The organism is Massilia sp. TSP1-1-2 (genome assembly GCF_049896185.1).
In the GTDB taxonomy this organism is placed as follows: Bacteria; Pseudomonadota; Gammaproteobacteria; order Burkholderiales; family Burkholderiaceae_D; genus Telluria_A.
On the sequence record NZ_JAFCTU010000021.1, the window covers coordinates 27867 to 53750 of the forward strand.

Consider the following 25884-nt stretch of genomic DNA (forward strand, 5'->3'; position numbering starts at 1 on the left):
TGTGAAGGCGACACGCTGCGCAAGGGTTATATCGTCGATATTGTCGGGCATGCGCCTCGCTTACCTGAAGGAAGCGGGCTTTGGCGACCTTGAAAAATATATTGCGGCGAACAGGCACCGGATCCGAACCGAAGAGTTCATAGGTTCACGCGGCATGACCAAGCGCATTTTCCAGTTCCTGGCGGCCGGGCGCGCCGATGCCGTGCTCATGACGTCCGACGTGTACGACATGGGCGTGCGCGACAGCAAGGAGCCGCTCCAGTTCCGGGAGGCGGGCTGCCTGCCCAATCAGAAGCTGGCGGTCGGCTTGTCGACAGCGAACCCGCAGCGCGCGCCTGATCGCCGATAAGCTCGACAGCGGGATCAGGAAGCTGCGCCGGTCGGGACAGCTCAACGCTATCCTGGCCCGTTATGGCATTGCCCAGTGGCCTAAGGCAGAGGGGAGAGGAAGCAATTGATGCCCCGCAGCGCTTGGCGTCACTTCAGGTTGCTGTACGGATCGCTACTTTTGCGCGCGACGTACAACTCGTAATCGCGCATGCGCAGGTCGCGTTCGGCTTTGTCATATACGCTCGGTTTGGCTGCGGGCTTGGCCGCCACCAGCGGCGCGTTCACCACCGCCTGGGCGCGCGCTTCGTCGGACGGTAGCAGCACCAGCCAGTCCGCCTTGGGGTAGTTGCCGGGCGACTTGGCCACCGGCTCCGCTTTTGCCGTCAGGCGTGCAGTCTCGGCCACCGGCTCGGCCTTGGCAACGACACGCGCTGCCGCGGCCACCGGTGCGGCCTTTGCCACCATGCGCGGCGCTTTTAGTGCAGGCTGGACGGGAGATTGTTCAATTTTTGCCATGATGCGCGGTGCCTGGGGTGCCGCCTGAACCTTGGCAACCATGGGTGGCACCGGGGCCGCAGCCTTGAGTGCGATGCGCTGCGGTTTTGGCGCCGTGTCCACCTTGGCCAGGTTGACTACGTGATCCACGACGCGCGCGCTCTTGAGTGCTGGCACGGCCTTCGCCACCAGGCGCGGCTGCGGCACCGCTGCCCTGGCCGCAAGGCGCGTGAAGGGTGCAGTCTTTACGGCGATGCGTGACGTCACTGCCGCTACCGGCTTGACCATCGGATGCGCCCTGGCCGCCATGCGTGGTGCCACGACCGGGACCGGCTTGGCCACCGGTAGCGCCTTGGCCGCCAAGCGCGGCGCGCTCATCACGAGGGCTGCCTTGACGGGCACCTGCGGCGGCTTGGCCACCGGTAGCGCCTGGGCCACCATGCGCGGCGCCTTGGCCACCGGTACTGCCCTGGTCACGCTGCGCGGCGCCAGTGGCGCCAGTGGCGCCGGCGGCTCCAGTGGCGCCGGCTCTTCGTACTGCACAAATTGAGCAGGCTCGGCGCTTTGCTGGTCGCGGTAGTCGGGGTAGCGCCGTTCCCGAGGTTCAAGGTCCGGATACTGCCGCGCGTCGCGGTAGCGCCGGCCCGCATCGCCGTCGCCCCGGCAGCGGCGCCGCTCCACCAGTTCGCCATCGCGATTGACCCGCTGCTCAATCCTGCAGTGTCCATCCCAATACACTTGCCTGGGCGCGCGGTCGTAGCGCTCGTCCGCAAAGGCATGCGGGGCGGCAAACGGCGCCGCAAGCAAGGCGATCGGTAGCAAGAAGCGTTTCAGGCTGGTCATGGCGGACTCCTCCGGGTTAGGCCGACGATCCTACGCCAGTCGGTCCGGCCAGGCCGTGGCCAGTCTGTATCACTCGTAAGCAAAGGTTTCAAAACCTCGATATAGGCTTGTCGCGTCGCGCTTTACCGTCAAGCGCAGGCGTTGTTAACTATTCTGCTACGGCGCGTAAATCTTCCACCGGGTGCCGGCCAAATGCGGCGCTGAGCAAATAGTCGACCAATCGCGTGGCGCATGCTTGCGGCGTGCTGAGCTGCCCGCTGCGCTCCAAGTCGATAAAGCGCTGGCGGTTGGGGAAATGCTCGACCGGCGTGGCCCGAATTTCCGCCTGCATGGCGGTGTCGATCACGCCCGGCGCCAGGCTGCACACGCGCAGGCCAGGCACCTCGTCGAGCGCGGCGCAGCGCGCATGGTGGTCGAGCGCGGCCTTGGTGGCGCCATACACGCTCCAGCCCGGGTAGCCGCTGGAGCCGGCCCCGCTTGATACATGCAGCACGCGCCGGACCGCCAGCGGCGTGGCGGCCACGACGGCGGCCGCCAGCATCAGCGGCGCGGCCACATTGAGCGCCACCGCGCGGCCTACCGCCAGCGGATCTTGCTCGTGCAGCGGCCCGACCGGCTGCACGGTTCCCGCGTTGTTGACCAGCAGCGCCAGGGAGGCATCCTCAAAAAAATCCTTGAGCGCGCCGCCGGCGATCCAGTAGGCAAGGGCGGTACTGTCGCCAAGGTCAATCTCGACCTGGTCGAACAGTGCCGGAAATTGCTCATCGAGTTCAGCAGACTTTCCGCGCGCCAAGCCGAGCACGGCCACGCCCCGGTTCAGCAGTTCGCCGGCGATGGCAGCGCCCAGGCCGCGCGTATGTCCGGTGACGATCGCTTTCATCTTCATGCGTCTTCCTTTCAAGAGAAAACTGCATGGTACATTTTTCCCTCGCCCCAGCTTACGCCTTCGCCAACCGTGCCAGGAGCGCGTACAGGGCGCCGATGGTGGCGCACGCAATCCACATCGACCACAGTGTATGGGTCAGGAAGTGCGCGCCGCGCATCTGCTGCATCCAGCCCACCAAAAAACCGGCGCCGAGCAAGATCACGGCGGCCATGGCGGCGGCGCGCGGTCGGGCGGGCAACAGGAACACAGCCAGCGACACCATCCACAGCGCCGTCGATGCGTGGCCGGCGGGCATGCAGTTGCCGGCAATGATTCCATGCGGCATGGCGTCAAGCAGTCGCACATAGGGCTCGACGCCGCCGTAGCGCTGCAAGTCCCAAGGGCAATGCGACTTGCTCATGTGCTTGAGCAGCGAAATGGCGGTCGGCACCAGGATCGCCGACAGCGCCACCAGCCGCATCTGCAGGCGGCGCTGGGCGCTCCAGGCGCGCGGCCAGATCAGGTCCCACGCCGCGGCCAGGATGAAGAGGACGCCGAGCACGGTCAGCGCGCGCTTGAGCGCCACGTGGGCAAATACTTCGGTCAGCCACGCGTGGCGCCATGGAAACGCCATCGCCGTCCGGTCGAAGGCAGCGTCGGCAAGTGTCAGGTCGATGTCGGTAAAAGCGCCAATCCACACAATGACCAGCGCGGCGGCCAGCAGCGCGCCCAGCGCCGGCAGCCACCCGTTGGCCGTGGCGCCGGGCGCGTCGAGCAGCGGGTCAGCGTGCATGGGTGCACGCATTGAACAGGTCCAGTTTCGGGTTGTAGATCGCGGTATTTATATCGAGCATGCCCAGCGCCGAGTGGAAGATATTGTCGTGAGAAAACTCCTGGTCGGCGCGCGCGGCCAGGCATTGGCCGTCAAGCTTGAAGCGCTCGCGAAAGCCGTCCGACAACCACAGCATGAAGGGCACGTGGCGCTGTTCCTGCGGCGCGATCACGTACGGGGCGCCGTGCAGGTACAGATTGTTTTCGCCGAGCGACTCGCCATGGTCCGAGAAATACATCAGCGAAGTGTCGACGTCGTCGCGTATTGCGCTGTCCCTGAGCAGATCGATCGTCTTGCTCAGCACGAAGTCGGTGTACAAAATGGTGTTGTCGTAGGCGGCCACGATCGCTTCGCGCGTGCATTTGGACAAGTCGTTGGTTTCGCACTGGGGACCGAAAACCTTGAAGCGGTCGGGATAGCGCTTCCAGTAGGCAGGCCCGTGGCTTCCCTTTTGGTGCAGCACGATCACCAGGTCCTGGCGCGCGTTGTGTATGATTTCCGGCAAGTCGCGCAGCAATCGCTCGTCGAAGCACTCCTCGCTGTTGCACAGCGGGTCGCCCTTGACCGGCACCGACACGTCTTGCTTGCGGACCCGGTCGCACACGCCCTTGCAGCCGGAATTGTTATCCAGCCACAATACATCGAGGCCGGCGTGCTTGAAGACATCGAGCAAGCCTTCCTGGCTGCGCGCCCGGGTGTCCGTATAATTGTGGCGCCCCAGCGCGGAAAAGACGCAAGGGACCGAGACTGCGGTGGCTGTGCCGCACGACTGCATATTGCTGAAATTAACCAGTCCCGCCTGCTTGGCCAACAGCGGGTTGGTTGGGCGGGCATACTTGTTGAGCGAAAAATTGGCGGCGCGCGCCGTTTCACCAACCACGATGACGGTGACGGTGCGCCGCGTCTGGCCGCTCCAAAGCGGCCCTTTGCGGGCATCGGTGCCCAGCGCCGCGACCACCACCGGCGCCGTGAATTTGCGCTGCGCGTAGCCGTTGACCGCCTGGATGACATTGGTTGGCGTGAGCAAGAAACGCAACTCGCGATGTTCGCGCAGCGCCGGGGCCAGCGACTTGAACATCAGCATCAGGAGCAGCAGTGCCACCACCGCTGCCCCGGCCAGCGTGCCCAGGTTGACGGCGATCTGGCGCCGCACACTGCCGTAGCGCAGCGGCGCCAGGCACAGCAGGACCGCCGGCAGTACGCCCAGCAGCAGAACCGACAGGACCATTTGCCAGCTAAATAGTTCGACGCTCTCGCGCGTGTCGGTCTCCATGATGTTTTGCACCATTGACCAGTCGATCGGGGTGCCATAGTGGTTCATGAAGTAACTGGCCACCGACGTGACGATCAGCAGCAGCACCAGCACTGGTTTGAGGACGTAGCGAAAGTTGATCAGCGCCAGGAAAGCAGTAAAGGTGAGCACCAGCAGCAAGAACATGCCCACTTGCACCGGCACGCCAGCGAGCGGGCCGCCGGCGGTGGCGCCGATAAAACTCTTCCAAAAGGCAAAGTTGTCGACGGCGACCAGGAACAGGGAAGCGATCAGCGGCAGGAAATCGGCAAGAGTGTGACGGGTGAGGCGAAGCTTCAAAGCGGCATTCCAGAGTGACCGGAGGGCCCCGAACACCGCGCTGGCATGCGCAAGCCCACTCCTTGGGGCGCAGCCTACGCCTTACCGCGTCAACACAGTGTGATGGCGGCGTTAAGATTGCGTTAACTGTGAGTAAGAACTACATCTCCGAGGCAAATGCAGGATGGATTGATTCAGGCGGAAAGCGTAGCGTAAAGACAGTGCCGCAAGCAGCCGGATTGTCCACCCGCAACGTCACGTTCAGCTGACGGCAAATGCGCATCACCAGCGCCAGGCCGATACCGGTGCCTTCCGAACCGTGCAGCGGGGCGGCGTCGGGCTCGCCGTTCAGCATGGCGCGGATGGCAGAGGGCAAGCCCTTGCCGGTGTCATGCACGATGATGGCGCGCTCGGCCAGCGCGACGCTGACGGCGCCGTCACTGGTATACAGGCAGGCATTGCGGATCAGGTTGCCGAGTAGCGCCGACACCAACTGGGCCGGCGCGCGCACGGTAAAGTCAAGGCCGCCGGCGTGCTGCAGGACGACCGGCTTGCCGGCGACCAGCGCCTGGTGGCGCGCTACTTCCTCGCGCACCACCGCGCTCATCGACAATTCTTGCGAGGCGATCAGTTCGGGCGACCTGGCCAGCAGCAGCAGGATTGCCACGCTCTCGCTGGCGTCGCGGGCGGCGCGCGCAATGCGCTCGAGCGGGCCTTGCCAGGCCGGATCGGCACCGGTGTGCAGCGCGAGGATCTCGGCGGCGCCGCCGATGATGGTCAGCGGCGTGCGCAGTTCGTGGCTGACGTCGCCGGTAAAATAACGTTCGCGGTCGAGAAAGGCTTGCAGTTCCCGGGTGTGGCTGGCAAAGGCGCGCGCCAGGATTCCCAGTTCATCGTTGCGCTCTTGCAGCGGCAGGTCCGCGCTGCCGTCGCTCACGGCCGTCGACAGCGCCTCGATCGGGGCGACGACCTGGCGTGCCATGAAGCGGCCCAAAAAGACCGACATGGCAATAAAACCCAAAAAGCCCACGCCCAGCAGCGAATAGACGGCGATTTCGACTTTTCCGTAATCGCTTGCGTGGTCCACTACCACGTAGGGGCCGGAGGCCGTGTGGCCGGCGTACACCGGCAGCTGCACGCCATCGACCGCCACTTCCTGCACCCCCTCGGGCAAGTTGCGCAGCGACAGCGGGATCGCCTCGCCGTGGTGAAATATCAAGCCGCTGGGCATGGCCACCGACAGCTTGGCTTCGTGGCGCGGCGCGGCCCACGCGGCCACATCCCGCAGGCGCTCGTGCACCATCTTGAAGTCGATGCCTTCCACCACGAAGCCGGCCACACTCGCAAAGAACAGCGAACAGCCCAGGGCGAACAACAGGTAAGCGCGGACAATCCGGCTGCCCAGCGAACTGACAGGTTTCATGGTTTGTATCCTTTCCATAGACGGCGCGGCGGCAGGCCGCTTATTGTGTCCATTGTGTTCGTCGGGTTCCTTGTGCGGAGCATGCGACGCGATCATTGGTCAGCGCAGGTAAGATTTCTCGATCCGGGCCGCTGCGCCGCTTTTGTGGAGCGCCAAGATGGCTGCGTTCATCCTGGCGATGAAAGCGGCCTTGTAGGGGGGATTGTTGGCGGCGCTGTAGCCGATGTACGTGTTCTCGCCGGACAGCTCGACCGCTTCGCGCAACATGAAAGGGCCCAGCTCGCCGGCCGCATGGAGTCGCTTGAGCGAATACAGCGCCGCGCCGCGATCGGACGCGTAGCAGTCGATGCGGCCCAGAGCGAGTTTTTTAAGATTCGCTTCATTGCCGCTGGCAGGCGCCAGTCGCAGCAAGCCCTTGTTGGCCGCATCGATCAGGCGACCCGACAGCAAAAAGCCCGCATTCACGCCGATAGTCAGGGCCGTGAAGTCGGTGGGGAACGCGGCGCGCGGCGACTTCATGATGGTGTCGTTGCAGAACAGGACCACGGTTTCGCGGTACATCGGCAGTGAATAAACGCTGATGTACGGCCGTTCCTTCTTTTGTCCGGGTGGAAACAAGCCGAAAGCGCGGCCGCTTTCCATGTCCGCCAAGCCGCGTTTCCAGGGCAATGGCTGCAATTGCACGTTGAATTGCGGCCCCATCGTGTCAGCGGCGCGCTTGATCAGGTCCACGTAGATGCCGGTGAAGCGCCCATGGTCGACGTAGGAATAGGGCGGATAGTCGGCGTCGCCGTACAAAACGACGGTGTCGGCCGCGCGGCCGGGCGCAGCGGCGGCCAGGCAAAGGCAGAGCAGGAATGGACGCAATCGGTCAATGGGCATGGTCAAGTGGGTAAGCGGTAGAAAAAGCCCGCTTACGATAGCAGAGTTTGCTCCGATGGATCGGCGCGCCTGCGCCGGGAAGATGTTGTCAAGCGCGAGCCGATACTTGTGCCTGGGTATGCCGGCATGACTTCCGGCCCTGCCCCACCATGGTGTTCACCGGGTTTAACTGCGCCGGCGCCTTCGCCGGCGCCGCCTGGATCGAACCGGACGTCAACCCAACGCCGACCGATCGGGAAAAATGCAAACGATAATGATGACTGAACAGATGACTGTTTCGCCTACACCCGGCGCGCTACTGTCCATGCTTGCGTTGGTGGCAGGTGTCGCCGGATGCGGCGGCGGGCACCCCGCGCAACCTGTTGTGCCCGCTGCGCCGAGCACGCACGAGATCGTCGGAACAGTTTTTCGAGGTAATCATTTCGATGCCAATCTGCAGGGTGCCTGGCGCGTGTCGGGCGAGGGAAGCATGCTGGAGATTACAGAAAATGCTGTCACGCAGTTTCAGGAAACGAGGTCGTTTTGCTATTCCGACATGGTGACAGCGCCCGGCGATGTGTTCAGGGAAATGACATTTCCCCGCACCGCCAATGCCGAGCGGGTGAGTGCCAATCTCTATTTATCCGCGGAGTTGCCCGCCACTTACTCCCTTGAGCGTAGTGCGCAGATACCGGCCAACTGCCGCCTGCCGGTCGCCACCGACGCGCTCACCAGCATCAAGGCGATGGCGGAAATTTTCAGTCTCGACTATGCCTTTTTCAAGGAACGCAATATTGACTGGGCCGCGCGGATTGCGGCGCGAAATGGACCGCGCGCTGTTGGCCTTGGGCGACAGCAAGGCCATGATCGTCGACATCGCGCTCAATGACGGCCGATACGACCGGGTAAGCGCCGAGGTGGCAGGCAGTTTTGCCGACACACGCCGTCTTGCCTTCACGGTGCGCCAGCAGCAGCCCCAGGGTAACGAAACGAAATCTTATTTTGTCGCGCCCAAAGGCAGCAAGCAATTGGGGTGCAAAGCGTCGTATAAACCTGAAAGCCGAACGGACCAATTTCGTTTAAAGCCACGGTTGCGAGCGCCGCTTTTCCATTGATTTTGGCTTGTCTGATGTGCAAGCGCGCCATACCATATCGGCTTCTATTGCCCTAAGAGCGAGCCACATGACAGCAGCAGCAAACAGCAATATGCCCCCCATCGGTAGGCCGGGCGACTTCGATTTTTTGTCGGGGCAGTGGAAAATCGCCCATCGACAGCTGCAAGCTGGCAGCGTCGATGTGTGGGACAGTTTCGACGGTGAAGCGACCTGCTGGTCGATCCTGGACGGCGCGGCGAGCGTGGAGGAATTGCGCATTCCATCCCGCAACTTCAGCGGCATGGGATTGCGCCTGCTGAACAAGGAAAATCAGGTCTGGTCCGATTTTTGGGTGAATGCGAAAAGCGGCGTGCTGCTCACGCCGGGGAGCGAAGGGTATTTTGAACAGGGGGTGGGCGTGTTCACTTCGCACGGGATGGATGGCGAACACCCCGTCGAAGTGCGTGGCATGTGGGACAACATCAGCGCTGCCGCGTGCCGCTGGCAGCAGGCCAGTTCGCGCGATGCCGGCGCGAGCTGGCAAACAAACTGGGTGATGGACTGGGTGCGCGTCGCGTAACCGGCGCTTATTCCTTATCCCAGCCGGGCAGTGAGTTGGGCAAAGGTATCTTGCGCTCCCATCGTCTGGGCCAGCGTCAGCGCCGTCATGGCGCGGCTGTCGACGGCATCGATGGCCGCGCCATGCGCCAGGAACAGCTCGACGATCGCCGGCCGGTTGAACATGGCCGCCATCATCAAAGGCGTCTTGCCGTCGGGACTGGCGCCCTCGATCCAGGCGCCGTGCGCGAGCAATAGTTCCGCGATCTCGAGATAGCCCTTGTAGGCCACGCCCGCCAGCGGCGTTTGTCCCTGGTCGTTGGCAGCGTTCGGATCGGCGCCCGCTTCGAGCAATAAACGCACCGTGTCCAGGTGGCCGTGATAGCTGGCCAGCATGATCAGGCTGTCACCCTTGTCATTGCGAAAGTTGACCGGCGTACCCTTGTCGATCAGCGATCCCAGGCGCGCTGCATCGCCCGCGCGCACCAGCGCGAACACGCCGCGGATGAAGTCGAGCGTCTCGGCATCCATGGCCGGACGGCTGCTTGAGGTGGTTTCAGCTTGCATCGCTTGCCCCTTTCTTGTGTGCAAATTGTTGTGCGGATTGATGTATTCATTGTTGGGTTGGAATCCAACCCTAGTATGCCCGTGGCGCCGGGCTTCTTGTGTGCGCTGGCGCACGGCGGTGGCAAGCTGGCGCCGCATCGCGTATTGGGTGGCGGCAATCTGACGCATACCGCATAATGGTCGCAGCTCTCCGTCGACGACTATTTATGGCAAAACTGCGTGCTTCCCGTAATGCAAGTATGGACCAGGTTCCCGTCGCGCGGCGCATGCGGGGTCGGCGTACGCCATTGATCCTGGCGCTGCTGGTGGGCGCCTTGTCGCTGGCGGTGACGTTTGGCGCCTGGCGCGTGGCCCAGTTCGAGGTCGCCAGCAACACCCAATCCGAGTTCGACTACCAGGTTCGCCAGGCAGTGCGCCGCATCGAGCAGCGCATGGCCACCTACGAACAGGTGGAACGCGGCACCCAGGCTTACCTGATGGGATCGATGAAGGTGCGCAGGGAAGACTTCCAGCTGTACGTCGCTGCGCTCCGTCTCAGTGAAAAGTTTCCCGGCATTCAGGGCATTGCGCTGGCCGCGCTGGCCGCGCCCGGACGGCAGGGCGGCGCCAGCGCCATCACCCATATCGAACCGTTCACCGGCTTGAACCCGCGCGCGCTCGGCTTCGACATGCTGACCGAGCCGACCCGGCGCGAGGCAATGGAACGCGCGCGCGACAGCGGCGAGGCGGCCGCCTCGGGCAAAGTGCGGCTGATCCAGGAAATTGGGCGCCACGAGCAGGTCGGCCTGGTCATGTACCTGCCCGTGTACGGCCGCGGTCTGCCGGCGGCCACGCCCGAGGAGCGCCGCGCCAGCCTGGTGGGGTGGGTGGGCGCGCCGTTCCGGATGGACGACCTGATGGCGGGCATCGGTGGCGAGCGTGGCAGCGACATCGTGCTGACCATTTACGACGGACTCTCGCTGGCGCCCGAAAGCCTGCTGTACGTCGCCCCGGCGGCGGCCGCCGCCACGCACCGGCCGCTGTACCAGGCAACGCGCAAGATTGCCGTCGGCGGACGGCCATGGAACCTGAAATTTCGCTCCGCGCCCTTGTTCGAAGCGCGCATGCGCTCGGACCGGCCCACCGTCATTGCCGTCGTCGGCCTGGCCATCAGCACGCTGTTCGCGCTGCTGGTCTGGTCGCTCGCTTCCGGCCGCGGACGCGCCATGGCGCTGGCCAGCGCCACCACGGCGCAGTTGCGCGAGAGCGAATTTCGCTGGAAATACGCGCTCGAAGGCGCCGGCGACGGGGTATGGGACTGGAACAGCGGCACCGGCGAAGCGCTTTATTCGCGGCGCTGGAAGGAAATGCTCGGCTACAGCGAAGAGGACATCGCCGACACGCCGGCCGCGTGGGAGTTGCTGCTCCATCCGGACGACGCGCCGGCGGTGCTGGCCATTGTCGACGCCTTTGCGCGCAGCACCTCGCAGACCTATGAGGCCGAATACCGGATGCGCTGCAAGGATGGCAGCTGGAAGTGGATCCGCGGGCGCGGCATGGCCGTCACGCGCGACGAGGCCGGCCTGCCCATGCGTACCATCGGCACCCATACCGACATTACCCGCCTGAAGGAAAGCGAATCGGCGCTGCGCGTGACGGTCGAGCAGCTGGCAAGCGAACAGCAGCGCGTCAAGGTCATCCTGGAACACGCGCACGACGCCTTTATCGCCGTCGCGCCCGACGGCGTCGTGACCGACTGGAGCGGCAAGGCTGAAACGCTGCTCGGCTGGAGCGCCCGGGATGCGGTCGGGCGCGACCTGGCCAAGCTGATCGTCCCGCCCGCCCTGCGCGCGGCGCACAACGCCGGCTTTCGGCGCTTCGTGGAAACCGGGCAGGGCACGCTGGCGCGCAATGTGATCGAGGTGAACGCGCAGCATCGGGACGGCGCCTTGATTCCGGTCGAGCTGGCGCTGGCCGGCTTCCCCCAGGCCGGCGGCTACGCGGTCAGCGCATTTATCCGCGACATTTCGGAGCGCAAAGTGGCGCAGCGCCTGGAAGTGCAGCGTACGCAGGCGCTGGACGAAGCGCGCAGCGCGCTGCAGCATGCGCAGCGCCTGGAAGCGGTCGGCAAGCTGACCGGCGGCATCGCCCACGATTTCAATAACGTGCTGCATATTATCAGCGGTAACGTGCAATTGATGCAGTCGATGAGCGCGGGCGATGAGCGCTTGCAAAAGCGCTTGAAAAGCATGCAGTCGGCGGTCGAGCGGGGCGCCAAGCTGTCCTCGCAGCTGCTCTCGTTCGCGCGCCGCCAACCCTTGCAGCCCGTGGTCGTCAACCTGCAGCGCACGCTGCTCGACATGGACGACCTGCTGCAGCGCGCACTGGGCGGCGCGGTGCAGATCCGGTTCGACACTGCCGATGGCTTGTGGAACACCCAGGTCGACCGTGGCCAGCTGGAAAACGTGGTCTTGAATCTGGTCATTAATGCGCGCGACGCCATGCCGGGCGGTGGCACCGTGACGGTGGCGCTGGCAAACGCCACGGTGGACCCGGAACACGCGCGCCGCATGGTCGACTTGCCTGCTGGCGACTATGTGCGCCTGAGCGTGGCCGATACGGGCACCGGCATGAATGCCGAAGTGCGCGCGGTCGCTTTTGAACCCTTTTTTACCACCAAGCCGGTGGGGCAGGGTACGGGGCTGGGCTTGAGCATGGCGTACGGCTTCGTCAAGCAAAGCGGCGGGCACATCGAGCTTGACAGCGAGCCCGGCAAGGGGACGACGGTCGTGATTTACCTGCCCCGTTCGCAGCTGGCCGAAGCGCCCGGCCGGGTAGTGAGGGAAGCGCCGGCGCAGGGCGGCAGCGAGACCATCCTGGTGGTGGAGGACGATCCGGACGTGCGCGCCACGGCCGTCAATATGCTGGGCGAACTCGGTTACCAGGTGCTGCATGCCGAAGACGGCGAGAGCGCCTTGCGTATCATCAGCGGCGCAGTGGCCATCGATGTGTTGTTTACCGATGTGGTGATGCCGGGGCCGGTGACCAGCACCGAGCTGGCCGCGCGCGCGCGGGTGCTGCTGCCGCAGCTGTGCGTGCTGTTCACCTCGGGCTATACGCGCAATGCCCTCACCACCGACGGGCGGCTCGATGTTGGCGTCAAGCTGCTGGGTAAGCCATACCGGCGCGAGGAACTGGCCAACAAAATTCGCGAAGTGCTGGTCGAGGCCCCAGCCGGTCAGTCGTCGTAGCCGCCGCCGCCGCTAAATTCCTCGGGATACGTAAGACTGCCGAGGGCGACGATTTGTTTGAAATGCTTGGCGACCATCTCGATGTCGCCTTCCTTGAGCAGCTTTTCGGCCAGCTTGACGGCAATGGCGCCCGCCTTGGCGAGAAAGCCGGAATAGGTGCGCAGCCGTTCGCACTGCAGCGCCATTTCCTTGGGGTCGCTTGAGCGCGCGATATTTTCCTTGATCTTGCAGAAATCCTCGGCCGCCACCGACTTCCCCACTTCGCCCCCCATCCGGGTAATTTCCACATACAGATAGGCGCGCAGCGTGACGTGCATCCGGATATCCATCGCCATAAAGCTCTTCAGGTCGGCGTAGCCCGCCTGCTGCACCGCCGTTGTAAGCCGGGCCCGGCATGGACCGCAGGTAAACAGCGAGACGGCCTGGTTCTCGCTCTTGAGCTTTTCCAGTTCAGGCGTGGCCGCGGAAATGTTCTTGTAGGCTTGGATATAGGTCGCGACATCCTTGTCGGTCAGCGCGCCGGACAAGACGTTGCAGGCGCACAGCAGCAGGGGGAGGAACAGGGGGAGGAACAGGAACAGGGGCAGGAACAGGGGCAGGAAGCGTTTTTTCATGCGCCATCATACCGATATATTCGGCAAGAATGTAAATAATGCAATTTCTCGTCGCAGCTGTGGAGGGCGGCGGCAAGCTACAATGCAGGCCCGCCATCTCGCCTGTCCCCATGCCAGACTCCACCGTCACCATTTGCGCCATTGCGCCCACGCGCGACGACATGCGGCACCTGATCGGGCAGGCCAAGGGGCCGCTGGTGTTCGAGGCATGCGACTTCAACGGCGCCGATTTGTCGCGGCTGGACTTGCAGGAAGCGCGGTTTCACAATTGCACGTTCCTGGAAACGTCCCTATACGCGGCCAGCCTGGCGCGCACGCAGTGGCAGCGCTGCCGCGCTGGCCAGGCCGATTTCGAGTCGGCCGACCTGGTCGACGCGCACTTCACCAGCTGCGACCTGAACAACACCGTTTGGCGCCGCGCGCGCATGGCCTCGGCCAGCTTTAAGGAGTGCAAGCTGACCGGCGCCCATTTCGAGGAAGTGGGCCAGCTCGGCCTGGTCTTCACGCAGTCGCTGATGGCCGGCGCCTATTGCTGCCGGATGTCGTTCAAGAAGGCGCATCTGGTGGGACTTGATTTCCAGGATGCCGACTTGTCCGGGTGCGACTTTCGGGAAACCGTGTTCGAGGAGTGCAGCCTGCGCAACGCGCACCTGAAGGATACGCGCTTCGAGGGCGCCGACCTGCGCGGCGCCGACATCGCCGGCATCAAGCTTTCCAACGCCAAACTGTTCAAGGGTGCGCTCATCTCAACCCGGCAAGCGGCCGAATTGATGCTCGAGCTGGGTCTGCTGGTGGGCTAGGCGCACTGTTGGCAATACCGGGAAAATTGCTTAGTCGCGTCGCTGCGGCAAATCCGAAGGCGTGTCGATATCCTGAAAAATGCCTGGGTCTCGGACCGCGATCTCGGTCACGGCGTGCTGCTGCAAGATGGCGCGCGCGCCCTGGTCGCCTTCGAGGGCGAGCAGCGCGGCCAGGTGGGTGAGGCCAAAGGCGACCGGGTTGCCGCGCCGCCCGCCCTGCACGGGCGCGGCAATGGCAGCGCCAGCGTCGAGCGCGTCGCGCAGGGCGGCGATGGTGGCGCGCTGCACGTAGGGCATGTCGGCCAGCGCAATGATCCACGCCTCTCCCGCGGGCAGCGAATGGCGCACTGCGTGCACCAGCGAGGCGGCCATGCCGCGTTCGGTGTCGCCGCCGGCGGCCCCGTTTCCGATGACGGCGGTGACCTCGCAGCCGATGGCGCGCAGGGCCGCAGCCAGGCTGCCGTCGGCCGACGGGACCACGGCCACGACCCTGGGCAGCACGGCCAGCATGGTGCGCGCGCTGGCCAGCGCCACCGGTTCGCCGCCGGCGAGCGGGGCGAGCAGCTTGTTGCGCGCGCCCGTTGGATCGAAGCGCCGTCCGCGCCCGGCCGCCAGCAGTATGCCAACCACGTCCATGAGCGCCTTGCCGACCGTTGAAAAGCCCCATTTTACGCATCGAACCGGCATTTCGACTACGATGCGACCTTCTACCGAGGCGAGGCCGCAATGAACAGCATGGACAGGGAAGTATTGACAACCGTTGACGGCTGGCTGGACGCCGGCTTTGGCTGCCAGCTCGTCACCGTCGTGCAGACCTGGGGGTCGAGCCCGCGCGCGCAAGGCGCCATGATGGCGATCCGGGCCGATGGCGTTGTCGTCGGGTCGGTGTCGGGCGGCTGCATCGAGGACGACCTGATCGCGCGCGCCAGGGAAGGCGGCTTTGCGGCCGCGCCCGAACTGCTGACCTATGGCGTCGAGGCCGGCGATGCGCACCGTTTCGGCTTGCCGTGCGGGGGCACGATTCGCCTTGCCTGCGAACCGCTATCGGGGGCGAGCGGCATCAAGGACGTGCTCGCGCGCCTGGAGCGCAAGCACATGGTGGCGCGCAGCGTGCATCTGGCATCGGGGCGGGTTGAAATTTGCGAGGCGGCGCCGGAACAGGGCCTGGCCTTGCAGGACGGCGTGCTGACCAACACGTTTGGGCCGCGCTGGCGCTTGCTGGTGATCGGCGCCGGGCCCTTGTCACAGTTTCTCGCGCAGGTGGCCGTGGGCCTGGACTATCACGTCATCGTGTGCGACCCGCGCGAAGAGGTGCGCGCCGGCTGGAACGTGGCCGGCGTGGAAGTGGTGCACGCCATGCCGGACGACCTGGTGCTCGCGCTCAAGCTGGACCGGCGCAGCGCCGTGGTGGCTCTCACGCACGACCCCAAACTCGACGACCTGGCGCTGATGGAAGCGCTGCGTTCGGACGCGTTTTACGTAGGCGCGATCGGTTCGCGCCTGAACACGGCGCGGCGGCGCGAACGGCTGCTGCAGTTCGACGTCAGCGCCGCGCAGCTCGACCGCCTGCACGCGCCCATCGGCTTGTACATCGGCAGCAAGACGCCGCCGGAAATCGCCATTTCCATCCTGGCGCAACTGACGGCGGTACGCAACGGCCTCGGCGTGCCGCCGGCCCAGCCGTGAGTCCCCCCGCCAACAAATAGCTACCGACAGCGAACCCAGCGATTGGGTTTTTCTTGGCAAACCGAGGAGTGGTTCTAATCCATGGACGGGCGATGGACATTCTTGGTGCCATGCACCATCATTGCGCCGTCTCCTCCACTTTCTACCAAGAATTTGGATTTAGCCCACCCTTCGTGGTGGGCTTTTTTTGTGCGGGCCACACCACATGCCCCGGCTGGGACGCTCGTGTTTCTCCTGATCCATGGATTTTAGTGTAGGCTGAGCAAAGCCACCAGGTCCATTGAAAGGTTCTGCCGTCCATGAAACTGTCGAAGCGTGCCACCTTCCTGCTCTGCACGGTTGCGGCCCTTGCCATCGGCGCGCTGCTGTTCGGCCTGCAGCGCAAGCGGCCTGCAGCGCCCTTGCTGCTGGTGCGGGTGGCGATCCCGGTGCAACTGGCAGCCGGCTCCATGTTCACCGCCAGCGAGCAAAAGCTGTTTGCGCAGCAAGGCTTGCAGGTCGAATTGAAGCGCTTCTTGCTGGGCAAACAGGCACTGCAAGCTGTGCTGGACGGCAGTGCCGACCTGGCGCTGGTGGCCGATACGCCCTTCATGCACGCCGTGCTGCGCGGCGAACGCATTGCCGCGCTGGCTACGGTATTCGAGTCGCGCAAGACGATGGCCATCGTGGCCCGGCGCGACGCGGGGATTACCACTGCCGCAGCGCTCAAGGGCAAGCGGGTGGGGACGGTGGTTGGCACCAATGCCGAATTTTTCCTCGATACGCTGCTCGACGTGAACGATATCGCGCGCGCCGACGTCGACGTCCAGAGCCTGGGTCCCGGGCAGTTGGTCGCTGCGCTGGAGGCGGGCAAGGTCGATGCCGTCACGGTCTGGCATCCGGACCTGGCGCACCTGAACAACACATTCGGCGCCAAGGCGGTCACCTTGTACGGAGAGGATATATTTGTCTACCGCGTCCTGCTCGTAGGAAAATTGACCTACATCGCCCAGCACCAGGCCGAGCTGCGCTCCCTGCTGGCCGCGATCAAGGCCAGCAATAGCTATATTGCAGAGCAGCCCGAGCAAGCGCGTGCGGCAGTGGGGGCGGCGATCGGGGTGCCGCCGGCGCAACTGGCCCAGGCGTTCAATCCGGCCGACTACACGCTGGTGCTCGACCAGTCGCTGCTCATTGCCCTGTCCGCCCAGGAACGCTGGGCGATTGCCAAGGGCGCGGTCCCCGCCGTGGTGCCGACCTACCTGGATTTCATCCGGCCCGAACCGTTGCGCGCGGTCGTGCCCGACGCCGACCGGATCATCCGCTAGCCATGCTGCTCAATCACCAACGCACGCTGCTGACGGTGCTCGCTTCGCTGGCCTTTGCCGCCACGCTGGCTGTAACGGCGCTGGCCGCGCGCCAAGTGCGCAGCAAGACTGAACAAATCAGCATGGCCCAGGAAACGGTGCGCGCCGTAACCACGCTGCGTTACCTGTCGATGGAGGTGGCCCTGTATGGCGAAGTACGGGCGCGCACGCAGTGGGCTAGTCGCTACGCAAGTTTTCAGCAGGCGCTGGCGGGTCACCATTACAGTGGTGCCGTCGAGCGTACCCTGCTCGAGCGTGAAAAAACCAATCTGGCCACGCTCGATCGCCTGTTCCAGCGCATTGCCCGCGATCCGCCGGGCACCAGCGACGTGGGGCGCAGGAAAACCGGCGCGGTCGTCAGCGCCCTGTTCCTGACAGCGCAGGACATGCTCGACGACGGCTTTGAATTGATGCAGCTGAACCGGCTGGCGCTCGAGGCGGCGCAGCAGCGCGCCACCGTCGCCGCCATCGCCAGCCTGGCCGTGCTGGTGGTGCTGATTGCCATTGCCAGCATGGTGATCCGGCGCCGCGTGCTGCAGCCCGTGGCCGCGCTGCAGCGCATGACGGAACAAGTCATCGAAGGCAACCTGGACCTGCGTCTGAATTTGCTCGAAACGAATGAGATCGGCATCCTGGGCCATACTTTCGACGCGATGACGCTGCAGTTGCAGCAGTCGCGCCAGGACATGCTGCACGAAAATGCCGAACGGCGGCGCGCCCAGGGCAATTTGGAAACCAGCCTGGCGGAACTGGCGCACAAAAGCGAAGAACTAGGCCACGCGCAAGCGGCGCTGCAACAGTTTATCGATTACACGCCCGCGCTGGTGGTGTACTGGGACAAGGAGTTGCGCAACCGCTTCGCCAATCACGCTTACTTCGAATGGTTCGGCAAGTCGCCGCAGGCCATTCGCGGGCAGCATATCAGCGAGGTGCTCGGCAGCACCCGCTTTGCCGAGATCGAGGCCCGCCTGCGCTCGGCGCTGGCGGGCAACCGCGAAATCTTTGAACGGCGCGTGACCCTCGCCTCAGGCGAGGTGCGCGACGCGTTGCTGTCGTACATTCCCGATATCCAGGACGGCCAGGTGTGCGGCCTGTACGGTTTTGTCAGCGATATTTCCTCGCTCAAGCGGGCCGAAGCTGGCAAGGCAGTCGCGCTGCGCCAATTGCAAGGCGTGGTCAACGCCGCCAGCGATTTTTCGATCATCCAGACCGATGAGCAAGGCACCATTGAACTGTTCAGCCCCGGCGCCGAACGCATGCTCGGCTACAGTGCAGCCGAACTGATTGGCAAGGCCACGCCAACGCTGTTTCACGATGCCGATGAAGTGCGCCGCCGTGGCGTTACGCTGGGGCACGGATCGGGCCGCGCGCTTGACGGCTTCGAGGTATTCATCGCCACTGCGCGCGCGGGCGGTTCGGAGTCGCTCGACTGGACCTATGTGCGCAAGGATGGCAGCAGTTTGCCGGTCAACCTGACGGTGACGGCGGTGCGCGACAGCGAAGCGGGCATCGTCGGTTACCTGGGCATTGCCAAGGATATCGGCGCCGAGCGCGAAGTGCGGCGCGTGCTGGCCGACGCGCGCGACCAGGCCGAGCAAGCCAATCTCGCCAAGAGCCAGTTCCTGGCCAACATGAGCCATGAAATCCGCACTCCCATGAACGCAGTGCTGGGCATGCTTGAACTGCTGCAGCACACGGCCATGACGCCGCTGCAGCGCGACTACGCGGTCAAGTCCGACTCGGCGGCGCGCTCGCTGCTTGGCCTGCTCAACGATATCCTCGATTTTTCGCAGGTGGAAGCGGGCAAGCTGGCCCTGGAAAGCGCGGCGTTCCGGGTCGACACCTTGCTGCGCGACCTGTCGACCATCCTCTCGGCGCTGCTCGGCCCCAAGGATGTGGAGCTGATCTTCGTCATTGCCCCGGACTTGCCGGCCACGCTGGTGGGCGACGTTACGCGCTTGCGTCAGGTGCTCATCAACCTGGCCAGCAACGCGATCAAGTTTACCGAGCACGGCGAAGTGACCGTTACGCTGGCGCTGGCCGGCAGTGCGCCCGACGGCCACGACATCGTTTTTTCGGTGCAGGACAGCGGCATTGGCATTGCCTCCGACAAGCTGGGCAGCATCTTTGAAGGCTTTACCCAGGCCGAAGCGTCGACCGCGCGCCGTTTCGGCGGCACCGGGCTGGGACTGACGATCAGCCAGCGTCTGGTCGAGCTGATGGGCGGCAAGCTGGCGGTGCGCAGCACGCTGGGACAGGGCAGCTGTTTTTCGTTTTCGGCCCGTTTTGGACGCTGCGGCGCCGAGCTGCACACAGGTGGCGCGCCGCCGTTGCCGCCGTTGCCGCAGTTACCGCAATTACCAGTGGCGCAGCTCAGCGTGCTGGTGGTCGACGACCATGCCCTGTCACGCCGCAGCCTGGTGAGCATGGCCACTTCGTTCGGCTGGCTGGCGCTGGACGCGGCCAGCGGCCAAGAAGCGCTGGCGGTACTGGCAGCGCATCCCGCCTTCGACGTGGTGCTGCTCGACTGGCGCATGCCGCGCATGGACGGGTGGGAACTGGCGCGCCGCATCCGCATCGACAATCCGACGCCGATCGTGGTGATGGTGACCGCGCACGGGCGCGGGTCGCTCGCCGCGCGGCCCCAGGGCGAACGCGCGCTGCTCAACGGCTTTCTGACCAAGCCGGTTACGCCCCAGATGCTGCTCGAGGCGGTGACCAGCGCGCGCGCCGGGCATGGCATCGAGGCGCTGCCCGCCGCGGCACCGGCCGCAGCGGCAGAATCTGCAAACGCTGCAAACGCTGCAAACGCTACAAACGCACAGGCGCCTCTTGGTGGCCTGTGCGTGCTGGTGGTGGACGACAACCTGTTGAACCAGCAAATCGCGTGTGGCCTGCTGGCGCACGCCGGCGCGCAAGTCGACGTGGCCGGCGGGGGCGCGCTGGCGCTGGAGATGGTGCTCGCGCGGCGCTACGACGCCATCCTGATGGACGTGCAGATGCCCGACATGGACGGCTACGACTGCACGCGCGCGCTGCGCCGCCTGCCCGCCTGCCGCAGCCTGCCCGTCATTGCCATGACAGCGAACGTGATGCCCAGCGACCGCGAAGCCTGCCTGGCCGCCGGCATGGACGACCATGTCGGAAAACCGGTCGATATCGCCACGCTGGTGGCGGTGCTGCTCAAGCATTGCCGCAGCGCGGGCAGCGCGCCGGCACCGGCGGCCAGTGGAACGACTGCGTCCAGTGGAACGACTGCGGCCAGTGGAACGACTGCAGCACCCGCGGCCCAGCCACGAGCCTCGTCGATCGAGCGCGAGCAGGCGCTGCTGCGCCTGGGCGGCAACGAAGAATTGTTCATTGCGCTGGCCGGCACCTATGCGCTTGAAGCGGCCCAGTTCCTTATCGAGCTGAGCCCCGCGCTGGCGCTTCCCGGGCACGACGGCGCGCCGAATATCCTGCACACCTTTAAAAGCGCGGCCGGTATTGTCGGGGCGGCCGAGTTGCAAGACTACACCGGCGCACTGGAAAGCTTGCTGCGGCGGGGCGATCCGGTTGATGTCGGCCTTGCCTTGCGCACGGTGCAACGCTTGGTGGACGCCAGCGTTGCCGACCTGGCGCTGGAAGTGGCCGCCCTGGTGCCGCCGGTAGCGCTGCCGCCGGGACCGCAGGCGGCGCCGCTGGCAAGCGTGCTGGAGCAACTTGAGCAGCTGCTCGCCGGGCACAACATGGGCGCCTGCGACGTGTTTTCGCAGCTGCGCGAAGGCCATGGCGCGGTCCTGGGTGCGCGCCTGACGACGCTTGACGAGCGCATGCAGGCGCTCGACTTCAAGGGGGCCAGCCGCGCGTGCCGCGCCCTGCTGCGGGAGCTGGCATGACGGCGCCGCGATCAGCGCAGGCCCGGCCGCTGGTGTTGCTGGTCGACGACCAGCCGGTCAACATCCAGGTCTTGTACGCGATGCTGAAAGACGAGTACGAAGTATGCATGGCCTTGAACGGGGCCGACGCGCTGGCGATCTGCCGCGAGCAGGCGCCGGCCGTGCTGCTGCTCGATATTGAAATGCCAGGCATGGACGGCTATGAAGTGTGCCGCCAGCTCAAGGGCGACGCCGCGTTGTGCGCCATTCCCGTGATTTTCGTCAGCGGCCACCTGGACCCCGAACTGCATGCGCGCGCGCTGGCGTTAGGCGGCGCCGACTTTCTCGTCAAGCCGTTCAGCGCCGACCTGGTACAAGACAGCGTGCGCCGGCACGTGCCACGCTGCGCGCCGCCTACATGAACTGTTCGTTGCCCACGATGCCGATGTTCAGCAGGCCGGCACGCTGGGCCGTCGCCATGATGCCGGCTACCGTCTTGTAGGGCGCCAGCTTGTTGGGCCGCAGTTGCAGTTGCGGCGGCACGGCCGCGCGCGATGCCGCCAGCAGCTTGCTCTCGAGCGCCGCGCGGCTTTGCAGCACCAGCCCGTTCCACAGCACGGTGCCGTCAAAATCAACATCGATCGATACCACCACCGGTTGCTCCGCTTGCGCCGAGGTGGTGGGCATGGCCAGCGTGGTGGCGTGTTGTTGCCGGGGAATGGTGATGATCAGCATGATGATCAAGACCAGCATGACGTCGATCAGCGGCGTCATGTTCATGTCGATCATCGGTTCGGCGAGGGGGGCGGGGGAGGCATTTGGCGCGGCGGCATGCTTGCTCATGGTGTGCTCCAGTCAAAAGGTGGATGCTGCGGTCGGGATCAGCACCTTTAGCATACCGTCTTTTGCTATTTAGTTGCACATTATTTGCCATGAGCTAGCAAGAATAAGTGCGCAGACTAATCCCAGCCATTTTTCTGTTCGTTTTCCGTCGCTTCCGCGTCCAGCGAAAACATGGCTTCGAGCTCGTCGCGCGCCTGCTTGGCCATCGACACCAGCTGTTCCTGGTCCTTGTAGAAGGGATAGACCTTGTCCAGGTTTTCAATGTTCATCTTCTTGAATTTCTGCGCCGCCTGGCGTGCGCGGTAAGCGCCAAAGCCAAGTTCGCACAGCACGGCGCGTCCGAGCAGCAGCGCCGATTCGAACGTTTCGCGCTCGATGATCGTCACGCCGCGGTCCATCAGGTCGTAGTAATGCGTCACGTTGCGCGCGCGCGCCATGATGGTCAGGTCGGGAAAGGCGTGCCGCACCGCCTCCACCAGCTTCAAGCTGTCGTCGATGTCGTCGATGGCCACCACCAGCGCGCGCGCATGGGCGGCGCCGGCTGCGTGCAGCAGGTCGATGCGGGTGGCGTCGCCATAGAACACCTTGGAGCCGAAGCGGCGCACCAGGTCGATCTGGTCCGGGTCGTGGTCAAGCACCGTCAGCTTGATGCGGTTGACCGTCAGCAGGCGGCCGACGATCTGGCCGAAGCGCCCGAAGCCGGCGATGATCACGTGGTGCTCGTTGTGTTCGATCGCGTCGTCGGGTCGCGCCTTGCGGTCGTTGAAACGGGGGGCGATCAGCTTGTCGTAGACGATCAGCAGCAGCGGCGTGGCCACCATCGACAGGGCGACGACCACGATCAGGATCGAGGCCACGTTGGCCGACAGCACCCGCGCCGCCTGCGCCGCGCCGAACACGACAAAGGCGAACTCGCCGCCCTGGGAAAGCAGAAAGGCAAACAGCGCGCGCTGGCTGCGCGCGATGCCAAAGAGCTTGGCCAGGCCGTACAGCACCAGCGTTTTCAGCACCAGGAAGGCGCCAACGATGCCTAAAATAAGCCATGGCTGGGCCATGAAGACGCCGAAGTCGACCGACATGCCAACCGCGATGAAAAACAGCCCCAGCAGCAGACCCTTGAACGGCTCGAGGTCGGTTTCGAGCGCGTGCCGGTATTCTGAATCGGCCAGCAGCACGCCGGCCATGAAGGCGCCCAGCGCCATCGACAGGCCGACCCACTGCATCAGCAGCGCGATGGCGATCACCAGCAGCAGCGCAAAAGCGGTGAAGATTTCGCGCAGGTCGCTCTTGGCGATCATGCGCAGGGCAGGGCGTACCAGGTGGCGGCCGCTGAAGATGATGGCCACGATCACGCCGACGATGCGCAGCGCATCGACCCAGTTGGCGCCCTCGCCGGTGGCGGCGGCCACCCCCAGCAGCGGCACCACGGCGATCATGGGTATGGCGGCGATATCCTGGAACAGCAGGATCGAAAAAGCGGAGGAACCGGTCGGCGTGCCCTTCAAATTGCGCTCGTCGAGCGTGGCCAGGGCGATGGCGGTGGACGAGAGCGACAGGCCGAGCGCGCCGATCAGCGCCACCTTCCACGCCACCCCGGCCAAGAGGGCTGCCGCGCACAGCGCCGCCGCCACGCCCAGCACCTGCGCCGCACCGCTGCCAAAGATGGGGCGGCGCATGGCCCACAGGCGCTTGGGCTCGAGTTCCAGGCCGATCAAAAACAGCAGCAGCACGACGCCAAACTCGGAAAAATGCAAGATGACGTCGACTTCGCCGATCAGGCGCAAACCCCACGGGCCGATGGCAACGCCGGCCAGCAGGTAGCCGAGCACGGCGCCCAGTCCCAGTCGCTTGGCGATTGGTACCGCCACCACGGCGGCCGCCAGGTAGACCAGTGCGTTGATCAGGATTGCATGTTCCATGTCAGCTCAGCTTGTGTTTAATTATGTGCGGGAAGGGCGGAAAACGCGGCCAGGCGCGCCGTGAACGCGTCCACGTGCGCCTGCACTTGCGCCTCGCTCGCGTGATGCGCGCCATGCAGGATGTGCGGCAGTTCCCAGCGCATGCCGCACACGGCGGCGGTTTGCGCGAACGGCGCCAGATAGGCATCGAACGAGCGTCCATGAGGGCCGGCTGCGCTGTAGGCATCGGCTGCGCTGCCGGTGGTGGCCACCAGCCAGTACAGCTTGCCGTCGAGTGCATGGCCGCCGGCGCCGTAGGCCCAGCCGGGCAGCAGCACGGCGTCGACCCACTCCTTGAGCAGCGACGGCATGCTGTACCACTGGATGGGATGCAGGAAGACGACGATATCGGCGGCGGCCACGAGTGTCTGCTCGCGCGCCACGTCAATATAAAAGTCGGGATAGGTGTCGTACAGTGCGTGCACCTGCACGCCTTCGACGGCGCGCGCCGCCTCGGCCAGGCGCGCGTTTACGCGCGACAGGTGGGCGCTGGGATGGGCGTACAGGACGAGAATATTTTTGCGCATACCGGCGTTATAGCATACCTGCGCAGGCGCGCGCCGGCCGGCAGTCGCCGGCGGCGCGTAGCGGAAAAGCCCCCGCTTTCCGCTACCGCGCCGCCGGGATTGCTCACGCCTTGGCGCTGGTGCGCGCTTTGCGGCGCAGCGCCAGGCCGGCCAGTGCCAGGCCGATCAGCGCCGGCGTCGCCGGTTCGGGAACATCGGTGTAGCCTTCGAGGACATCGTTCTGGCACGTCTCGCCCCAATGCAGGGCGATGTCGCCAAAGCCGGCCAGCGCGCTGCCGCCGATGTTGATGTTAAACAGCAGAGCCTTGTCGGCGGACACGGTCCAGGTGCCCGTCATGCCGGTATTGCGCACCGTTTTGGAGGCGGTGTTGACGGCGGTCGCCTGGCCGTCGCGGTAGTAGCACTGGGTGCCCAGGGCGCACGTGAGGAAGTTTTGCGACATTAATACGTTGGCGGCATTCGTGGCGCCGTTCAGTTCGTAGAGCGTGAAGGTGCCGCCGGTGTTGCTCCAGCGATTGTCCAGGTTCAGGCCGTACGTCCATTTGGTGCCGGTGGCCGCGTTGTCGTTGACGTGATGCGCATCGGTGCCGAACGGGTTCCAGTTGGCGGCGAGGAACACGTCGCCGTAGCCGATGCCCTTGGCTGCGGCCCAGGTGTCGCTGCCCGCGTGGCCGGCGAAACTGGTGTCGATCGACACGGTCAGCTTGCTGCCCGCGCGGGTGACGGTAGCGCCCTTGACGTCGTACATCGCGCCACCGATCACGTCGCCGTAATGGTGGTCGTTGCCGCCCCAGTAGCCGGTGTTGCCCAGATCGGAGATGACGCCGGCGTGGGCCGAAGCGGTAGTGGCGAAGAGGGCGGCGAAAGCGAGGGGAATTGCAAATTTCATCATGAACATTTCTAATAATTAATTGACCTGGCACTAATAGCAATACTTGTGCCAGGAAATTAATATTGATAATTATCAAGGATTTAGCGGAAATCCCTGGTTCATGCTTGCCGCGACTGTAAATTTTCTCGACAACTATAGTTTCTTACAATCAGCTTTTATCCGTGCGAGCGCTGCCGGGATCATCGCAAGAACCCGGATTGATGCGGACGAGAACAGCAGAAGAATATTCTGGCGATGGCGCCTCAAGCCCCATCTTTCTTTTTAATCAGGCCGGCCAGCGCGGCAAAGGGATTGTGCGTTGCCGGCTGCACAGTGTCAGACAGCAAGCCGGCGCCACGGTCGGCTTCGAGGTAGCGCGAGTGTTCGTTATCGTGGCAGTACAGGCACAATAGTTCCCAATTGCTGCCGTCGGGCGGATTATTGTTATGGTTATGGTCGCGGTGGTGGACCGTCAGCTGCGACACGTTAGTGTGGGTAAATTCGCGCATGCAGCGCCCGCAGATCCACGGATACATCTTGAGCGAGCGTTCGCGGTAGCCCAGCTCGCGCGTATCGGCGGCGCGGCGGGCGTCGGCGACGATCTTGTCCAGCCGCGCCGCATCGGGTTTCTTGCCAACTACCATGATGTATACCTTTTTGCGTTGTCAAATCAAACGGGGTCAGTTCCCCCATTGCGACACGAGCTCGACCGCTATT

The 25884-nt window shown here is 64.6% G+C and carries 24 protein-coding genes; 10 read left to right on the forward strand and 14 right to left on the reverse strand.

Features of this window, described 5'->3' with window-relative positions:
* The first annotated feature begins 154 nt into the window (after positions 1 to 154).
* Positions 155 to 349, forward strand: coding sequence for a hypothetical protein (locus ACP7BV_RS17695; protein ID WP_426105680.1), 195 nt, complete (start codon positions 155 to 157; stop codon positions 347 to 349).
* Positions 350 to 477: 128 nt separating this feature from the next.
* On the opposite strand, the gene ACP7BV_RS17700 is transcribed toward ACP7BV_RS17695, so the two are convergent.
* From ACP7BV_RS17700 to ACP7BV_RS17725, 6 genes are all read right to left on the reverse strand, one after another.
* Positions 478 to 1668 (reverse strand): hypothetical protein, encoded by a 1191-nt coding sequence (locus ACP7BV_RS17700; protein WP_426105681.1) that lies wholly within the window; start codon positions 1666 to 1668, stop codon positions 478 to 480.
* A 148-nt stretch (positions 1669 to 1816) separates the two neighbouring features.
* Positions 1817 to 2554, reverse strand: a complete 738-nt coding sequence (locus ACP7BV_RS17705; RefSeq protein ID WP_426105682.1) for an SDR family oxidoreductase — start codon at positions 2552 to 2554, stop codon at positions 1817 to 1819.
* Between the two features lie 52 nt (positions 2555 to 2606).
* Positions 2607 to 3338, reverse strand: coding sequence for a phosphatase PAP2 family protein (locus ACP7BV_RS17710; RefSeq protein WP_426105683.1), 732 nt, complete (start codon positions 3336 to 3338; stop codon positions 2607 to 2609).
* Positions 3316 to 4956, reverse strand: a complete 1641-nt coding sequence (locus ACP7BV_RS17715; RefSeq protein ID WP_426105684.1) for a phosphoethanolamine transferase — start codon at positions 4954 to 4956, stop codon at positions 3316 to 3318. Before ACP7BV_RS17715 ends, ACP7BV_RS17710 begins: the two co-directional genes overlap by 23 nt.
* Before the next feature lie 139 nt (positions 4957 to 5095).
* The gene (locus ACP7BV_RS17720) at positions 5096 to 6358 is read right to left on the reverse strand and encodes a sensor histidine kinase (RefSeq protein WP_426105686.1); all 1263 of its coding nucleotides are present in this window, start codon (positions 6356 to 6358) and stop codon (positions 5096 to 5098) included.
* Positions 6359 to 6457: 99 nt separating this feature from the next.
* The gene (locus ACP7BV_RS17725; RefSeq protein ID WP_426105688.1) at positions 6458 to 7240 is read right to left on the reverse strand and encodes a substrate-binding periplasmic protein; all 783 of its coding nucleotides are present in this window, start codon (positions 7238 to 7240) and stop codon (positions 6458 to 6460) included.
* Between the two features lie 253 nt (positions 7241 to 7493).
* Here ACP7BV_RS17725 and ACP7BV_RS17730 point away from each other — a divergent pair, with 253 nt between their 5' ends.
* The 3 genes from ACP7BV_RS17730 to ACP7BV_RS17740 all read left to right on the forward strand — a co-directional run bounded on the left by ACP7BV_RS17730 (position 7494) and on the right by ACP7BV_RS17740 (position 8893).
* Positions 7494 to 8108: a hypothetical protein gene (locus ACP7BV_RS17730; protein WP_426105689.1), complete on the forward strand. Its 615-nt coding sequence runs from the start codon at positions 7494 to 7496 to the stop codon at positions 8106 to 8108.
* Positions 8083 to 8334, forward strand: a complete 252-nt coding sequence (locus ACP7BV_RS17735) for a hypothetical protein (protein ID WP_426105690.1) — start codon at positions 8083 to 8085, stop codon at positions 8332 to 8334. Before ACP7BV_RS17730 ends, ACP7BV_RS17735 begins: the two co-directional genes overlap by 26 nt.
* Positions 8335 to 8401: 67 nt before the next feature.
* Positions 8402 to 8893 (forward strand): hypothetical protein, encoded by a 492-nt coding sequence (locus ACP7BV_RS17740; RefSeq protein WP_426105692.1) that lies wholly within the window; start codon positions 8402 to 8404, stop codon positions 8891 to 8893.
* A 14-nt stretch (positions 8894 to 8907) separates the two neighbouring features.
* On the opposite strand, the gene ACP7BV_RS17745 is transcribed toward ACP7BV_RS17740, so the two are convergent.
* Entirely contained in the window at positions 8908 to 9438 is a 531-nt protein-coding gene (locus tag ACP7BV_RS17745; RefSeq protein ID WP_426105693.1) for an ankyrin repeat domain-containing protein, read from the reverse strand.
* 266 nt (positions 9439 to 9704) lie between these two features.
* Between ACP7BV_RS17745 and ACP7BV_RS17750 the strand changes: the two genes are divergently transcribed.
* The gene (locus ACP7BV_RS17750; RefSeq protein WP_426105695.1) at positions 9705 to 12668 is read left to right on the forward strand and encodes a CHASE domain-containing protein; all 2964 of its coding nucleotides are present in this window, start codon (positions 9705 to 9707) and stop codon (positions 12666 to 12668) included.
* On the opposite strand, the gene ACP7BV_RS17755 is transcribed toward ACP7BV_RS17750, so the two are convergent.
* The gene (locus tag ACP7BV_RS17755) at positions 12656 to 13282 is read right to left on the reverse strand and encodes a hypothetical protein (protein ID WP_426105697.1); all 627 of its coding nucleotides are present in this window, start codon (positions 13280 to 13282) and stop codon (positions 12656 to 12658) included. The genes ACP7BV_RS17750 and ACP7BV_RS17755 overlap by 13 nt on opposite strands.
* A 110-nt stretch (positions 13283 to 13392) precedes the next feature.
* Here ACP7BV_RS17755 and ACP7BV_RS17760 point away from each other — a divergent pair, with 110 nt between their 5' ends.
* Positions 13393 to 14082 carry a pentapeptide repeat-containing protein gene (locus tag ACP7BV_RS17760; RefSeq protein WP_426105698.1) on the forward strand — a complete coding sequence of 230 codons (690 nt, stop codon included), beginning with the start codon at positions 13393 to 13395 and terminating at the stop codon, positions 14080 to 14082.
* A 30-nt stretch (positions 14083 to 14112) separates the two neighbouring features.
* Here the strand turns inward: ACP7BV_RS17760 and ACP7BV_RS17765 are convergent, their stop codons facing one another.
* Positions 14113 to 14718: a nucleotidyltransferase family protein gene (locus ACP7BV_RS17765; protein WP_426105699.1), complete on the reverse strand. Its 606-nt coding sequence runs from the start codon at positions 14716 to 14718 to the stop codon at positions 14113 to 14115.
* A gap of 90 nt (positions 14719 to 14808) precedes the next feature.
* Between ACP7BV_RS17765 and ACP7BV_RS17770 the strand changes: the two genes are divergently transcribed.
* The 4 genes from ACP7BV_RS17770 (at position 14809) to ACP7BV_RS17785 (ending at position 21390) form a co-directional block, all read left to right on the forward strand.
* The gene (locus ACP7BV_RS17770; protein WP_426105701.1) at positions 14809 to 15768 is read left to right on the forward strand and encodes an XdhC family protein; all 960 of its coding nucleotides are present in this window, start codon (positions 14809 to 14811) and stop codon (positions 15766 to 15768) included.
* Between the two features lie 299 nt (positions 15769 to 16067).
* A complete protein-coding gene (locus tag ACP7BV_RS17775; protein ID WP_426105702.1) occupies positions 16068 to 17072 on the forward strand; it encodes an ABC transporter substrate-binding protein in 1005 nt (334 codons plus the stop codon).
* Between the two features lie 2 nt (positions 17073 to 17074).
* A complete protein-coding gene (locus ACP7BV_RS17780) occupies positions 17075 to 20989 on the forward strand; it encodes a response regulator (protein ID WP_426105703.1) in 3915 nt (1304 codons plus the stop codon).
* Positions 20986 to 21390: a response regulator gene (locus tag ACP7BV_RS17785; RefSeq protein WP_426105704.1), complete on the forward strand. Its 405-nt coding sequence runs from the start codon at positions 20986 to 20988 to the stop codon at positions 21388 to 21390. Before ACP7BV_RS17780 ends, ACP7BV_RS17785 begins: the two co-directional genes overlap by 4 nt.
* On the opposite strand, the gene ACP7BV_RS17790 is transcribed toward ACP7BV_RS17785, so the two are convergent.
* The 5 genes from ACP7BV_RS17790 to ACP7BV_RS17810 all read right to left on the reverse strand — a co-directional run bounded on the left by ACP7BV_RS17790 (position 21383) and on the right by ACP7BV_RS17810 (position 25811).
* Positions 21383 to 21811 (reverse strand): ExbD/TolR family protein, encoded by a 429-nt coding sequence (locus ACP7BV_RS17790; protein WP_426105705.1) that lies wholly within the window; start codon positions 21809 to 21811, stop codon positions 21383 to 21385. The two genes, ACP7BV_RS17785 and ACP7BV_RS17790, sit on opposite strands and share 8 nt — an antisense overlap.
* Before the next feature lie 116 nt (positions 21812 to 21927).
* Positions 21928 to 23730 carry a glutathione-regulated potassium-efflux system protein KefC gene (gene kefC / locus ACP7BV_RS17795; RefSeq protein ID WP_426105706.1) on the reverse strand — a complete coding sequence of 601 codons (1803 nt, stop codon included), beginning with the start codon at positions 23728 to 23730 and terminating at the stop codon, positions 21928 to 21930.
* A gap of 17 nt (positions 23731 to 23747) precedes the next feature.
* On the reverse strand, positions 23748 to 24296 hold the full coding sequence (locus tag ACP7BV_RS17800) for an NAD(P)H-dependent oxidoreductase (protein WP_426105708.1): 549 nt from the start codon (positions 24294 to 24296) through the stop codon (positions 23748 to 23750).
* Positions 24297 to 24399: 103 nt separating this feature from the next.
* Complete coding sequence (locus ACP7BV_RS17805; protein WP_426105709.1) at positions 24400 to 25188, reverse strand: PEP-CTERM sorting domain-containing protein; 789 nt, start codon at positions 25186 to 25188, stop codon at positions 24400 to 24402.
* A gap of 242 nt (positions 25189 to 25430) precedes the next feature.
* A complete protein-coding gene (locus ACP7BV_RS17810; protein ID WP_426105710.1) occupies positions 25431 to 25811 on the reverse strand; it encodes a YajD family HNH nuclease in 381 nt (126 codons plus the stop codon).
* Positions 25812 to 25884: the final 73 nt, after the last annotated feature.

Excerpts from the sequence above, each read along its gene's own strand:
- ACP7BV_RS17695 (WP_426105680.1), top strand. The coding sequence starts at position 155 with ATGACCAAGCGCATTTTCCAGTTCCTGGCGGCCGGGCGCGCCGATGCC.
- ACP7BV_RS17700 (WP_426105681.1), bottom strand. The coding sequence starts at position 1,668 with ATGACCAGCCTGAAACGCTTCTTGCTACCGATCGCCTTGCTTGCGGCG.
- ACP7BV_RS17705 (WP_426105682.1), bottom strand. The coding sequence starts at position 2,554 with ATGAAGATGAAAGCGATCGTCACCGGACATACGCGCGGCCTGGGCGCT.
- ACP7BV_RS17710 (WP_426105683.1), bottom strand. The coding sequence starts at position 3,338 with ATGCGTGCACCCATGCACGCTGACCCGCTGCTCGACGCGCCCGGCGCC.
- ACP7BV_RS17720 (WP_426105686.1), bottom strand. The coding sequence starts at position 6,358 with ATGAAACCTGTCAGTTCGCTGGGCAGCCGGATTGTCCGCGCTTACCTG.
- ACP7BV_RS17725 (WP_426105688.1), bottom strand. The coding sequence starts at position 7,240 with ATGCCCATTGACCGATTGCGTCCATTCCTGCTCTGCCTTTGCCTGGCC.
- ACP7BV_RS17730 (WP_426105689.1), top strand. The coding sequence starts at position 7,494 with ATGATGACTGAACAGATGACTGTTTCGCCTACACCCGGCGCGCTACTG.
- ACP7BV_RS17735 (WP_426105690.1), top strand. The coding sequence starts at position 8,083 with ATGATCGTCGACATCGCGCTCAATGACGGCCGATACGACCGGGTAAGC.
- ACP7BV_RS17740 (WP_426105692.1), top strand. The coding sequence starts at position 8,402 with ATGACAGCAGCAGCAAACAGCAATATGCCCCCCATCGGTAGGCCGGGC.
- ACP7BV_RS17745 (WP_426105693.1), bottom strand. The coding sequence starts at position 9,438 with ATGCAAGCTGAAACCACCTCAAGCAGCCGTCCGGCCATGGATGCCGAG.
- ACP7BV_RS17750 (WP_426105695.1), top strand. The coding sequence starts at position 9,705 with ATGCGGGGTCGGCGTACGCCATTGATCCTGGCGCTGCTGGTGGGCGCC.
- ACP7BV_RS17755 (WP_426105697.1), bottom strand. The coding sequence starts at position 13,282 with ATGAAAAAACGCTTCCTGCCCCTGTTCCTGCCCCTGTTCCTGTTCCTC.
- ACP7BV_RS17760 (WP_426105698.1), top strand. The coding sequence starts at position 13,393 with ATGCCAGACTCCACCGTCACCATTTGCGCCATTGCGCCCACGCGCGAC.
- ACP7BV_RS17765 (WP_426105699.1), bottom strand. The coding sequence starts at position 14,718 with ATGGACGTGGTTGGCATACTGCTGGCGGCCGGGCGCGGACGGCGCTTC.
- ACP7BV_RS17770 (WP_426105701.1), top strand. The coding sequence starts at position 14,809 with ATGAACAGCATGGACAGGGAAGTATTGACAACCGTTGACGGCTGGCTG.
- ACP7BV_RS17775 (WP_426105702.1), top strand. The coding sequence starts at position 16,068 with ATGAAACTGTCGAAGCGTGCCACCTTCCTGCTCTGCACGGTTGCGGCC.
- ACP7BV_RS17780 (WP_426105703.1), top strand. The coding sequence starts at position 17,075 with ATGCTGCTCAATCACCAACGCACGCTGCTGACGGTGCTCGCTTCGCTG.
- ACP7BV_RS17785 (WP_426105704.1), top strand. The coding sequence starts at position 20,986 with ATGACGGCGCCGCGATCAGCGCAGGCCCGGCCGCTGGTGTTGCTGGTC.
- ACP7BV_RS17790 (WP_426105705.1), bottom strand. The coding sequence starts at position 21,811 with ATGAGCAAGCATGCCGCCGCGCCAAATGCCTCCCCCGCCCCCCTCGCC.
- kefC (WP_426105706.1), bottom strand. The coding sequence starts at position 23,730 with ATGGAACATGCAATCCTGATCAACGCACTGGTCTACCTGGCGGCCGCC.
- ACP7BV_RS17800 (WP_426105708.1), bottom strand. The coding sequence starts at position 24,296 with ATGCGCAAAAATATTCTCGTCCTGTACGCCCATCCCAGCGCCCACCTG.
- ACP7BV_RS17805 (WP_426105709.1), bottom strand. The coding sequence starts at position 25,188 with ATGATGAAATTTGCAATTCCCCTCGCTTTCGCCGCCCTCTTCGCCACT.
- ACP7BV_RS17810 (WP_426105710.1), bottom strand. The coding sequence starts at position 25,811 with ATGGTAGTTGGCAAGAAACCCGATGCGGCGCGGCTGGACAAGATCGTC.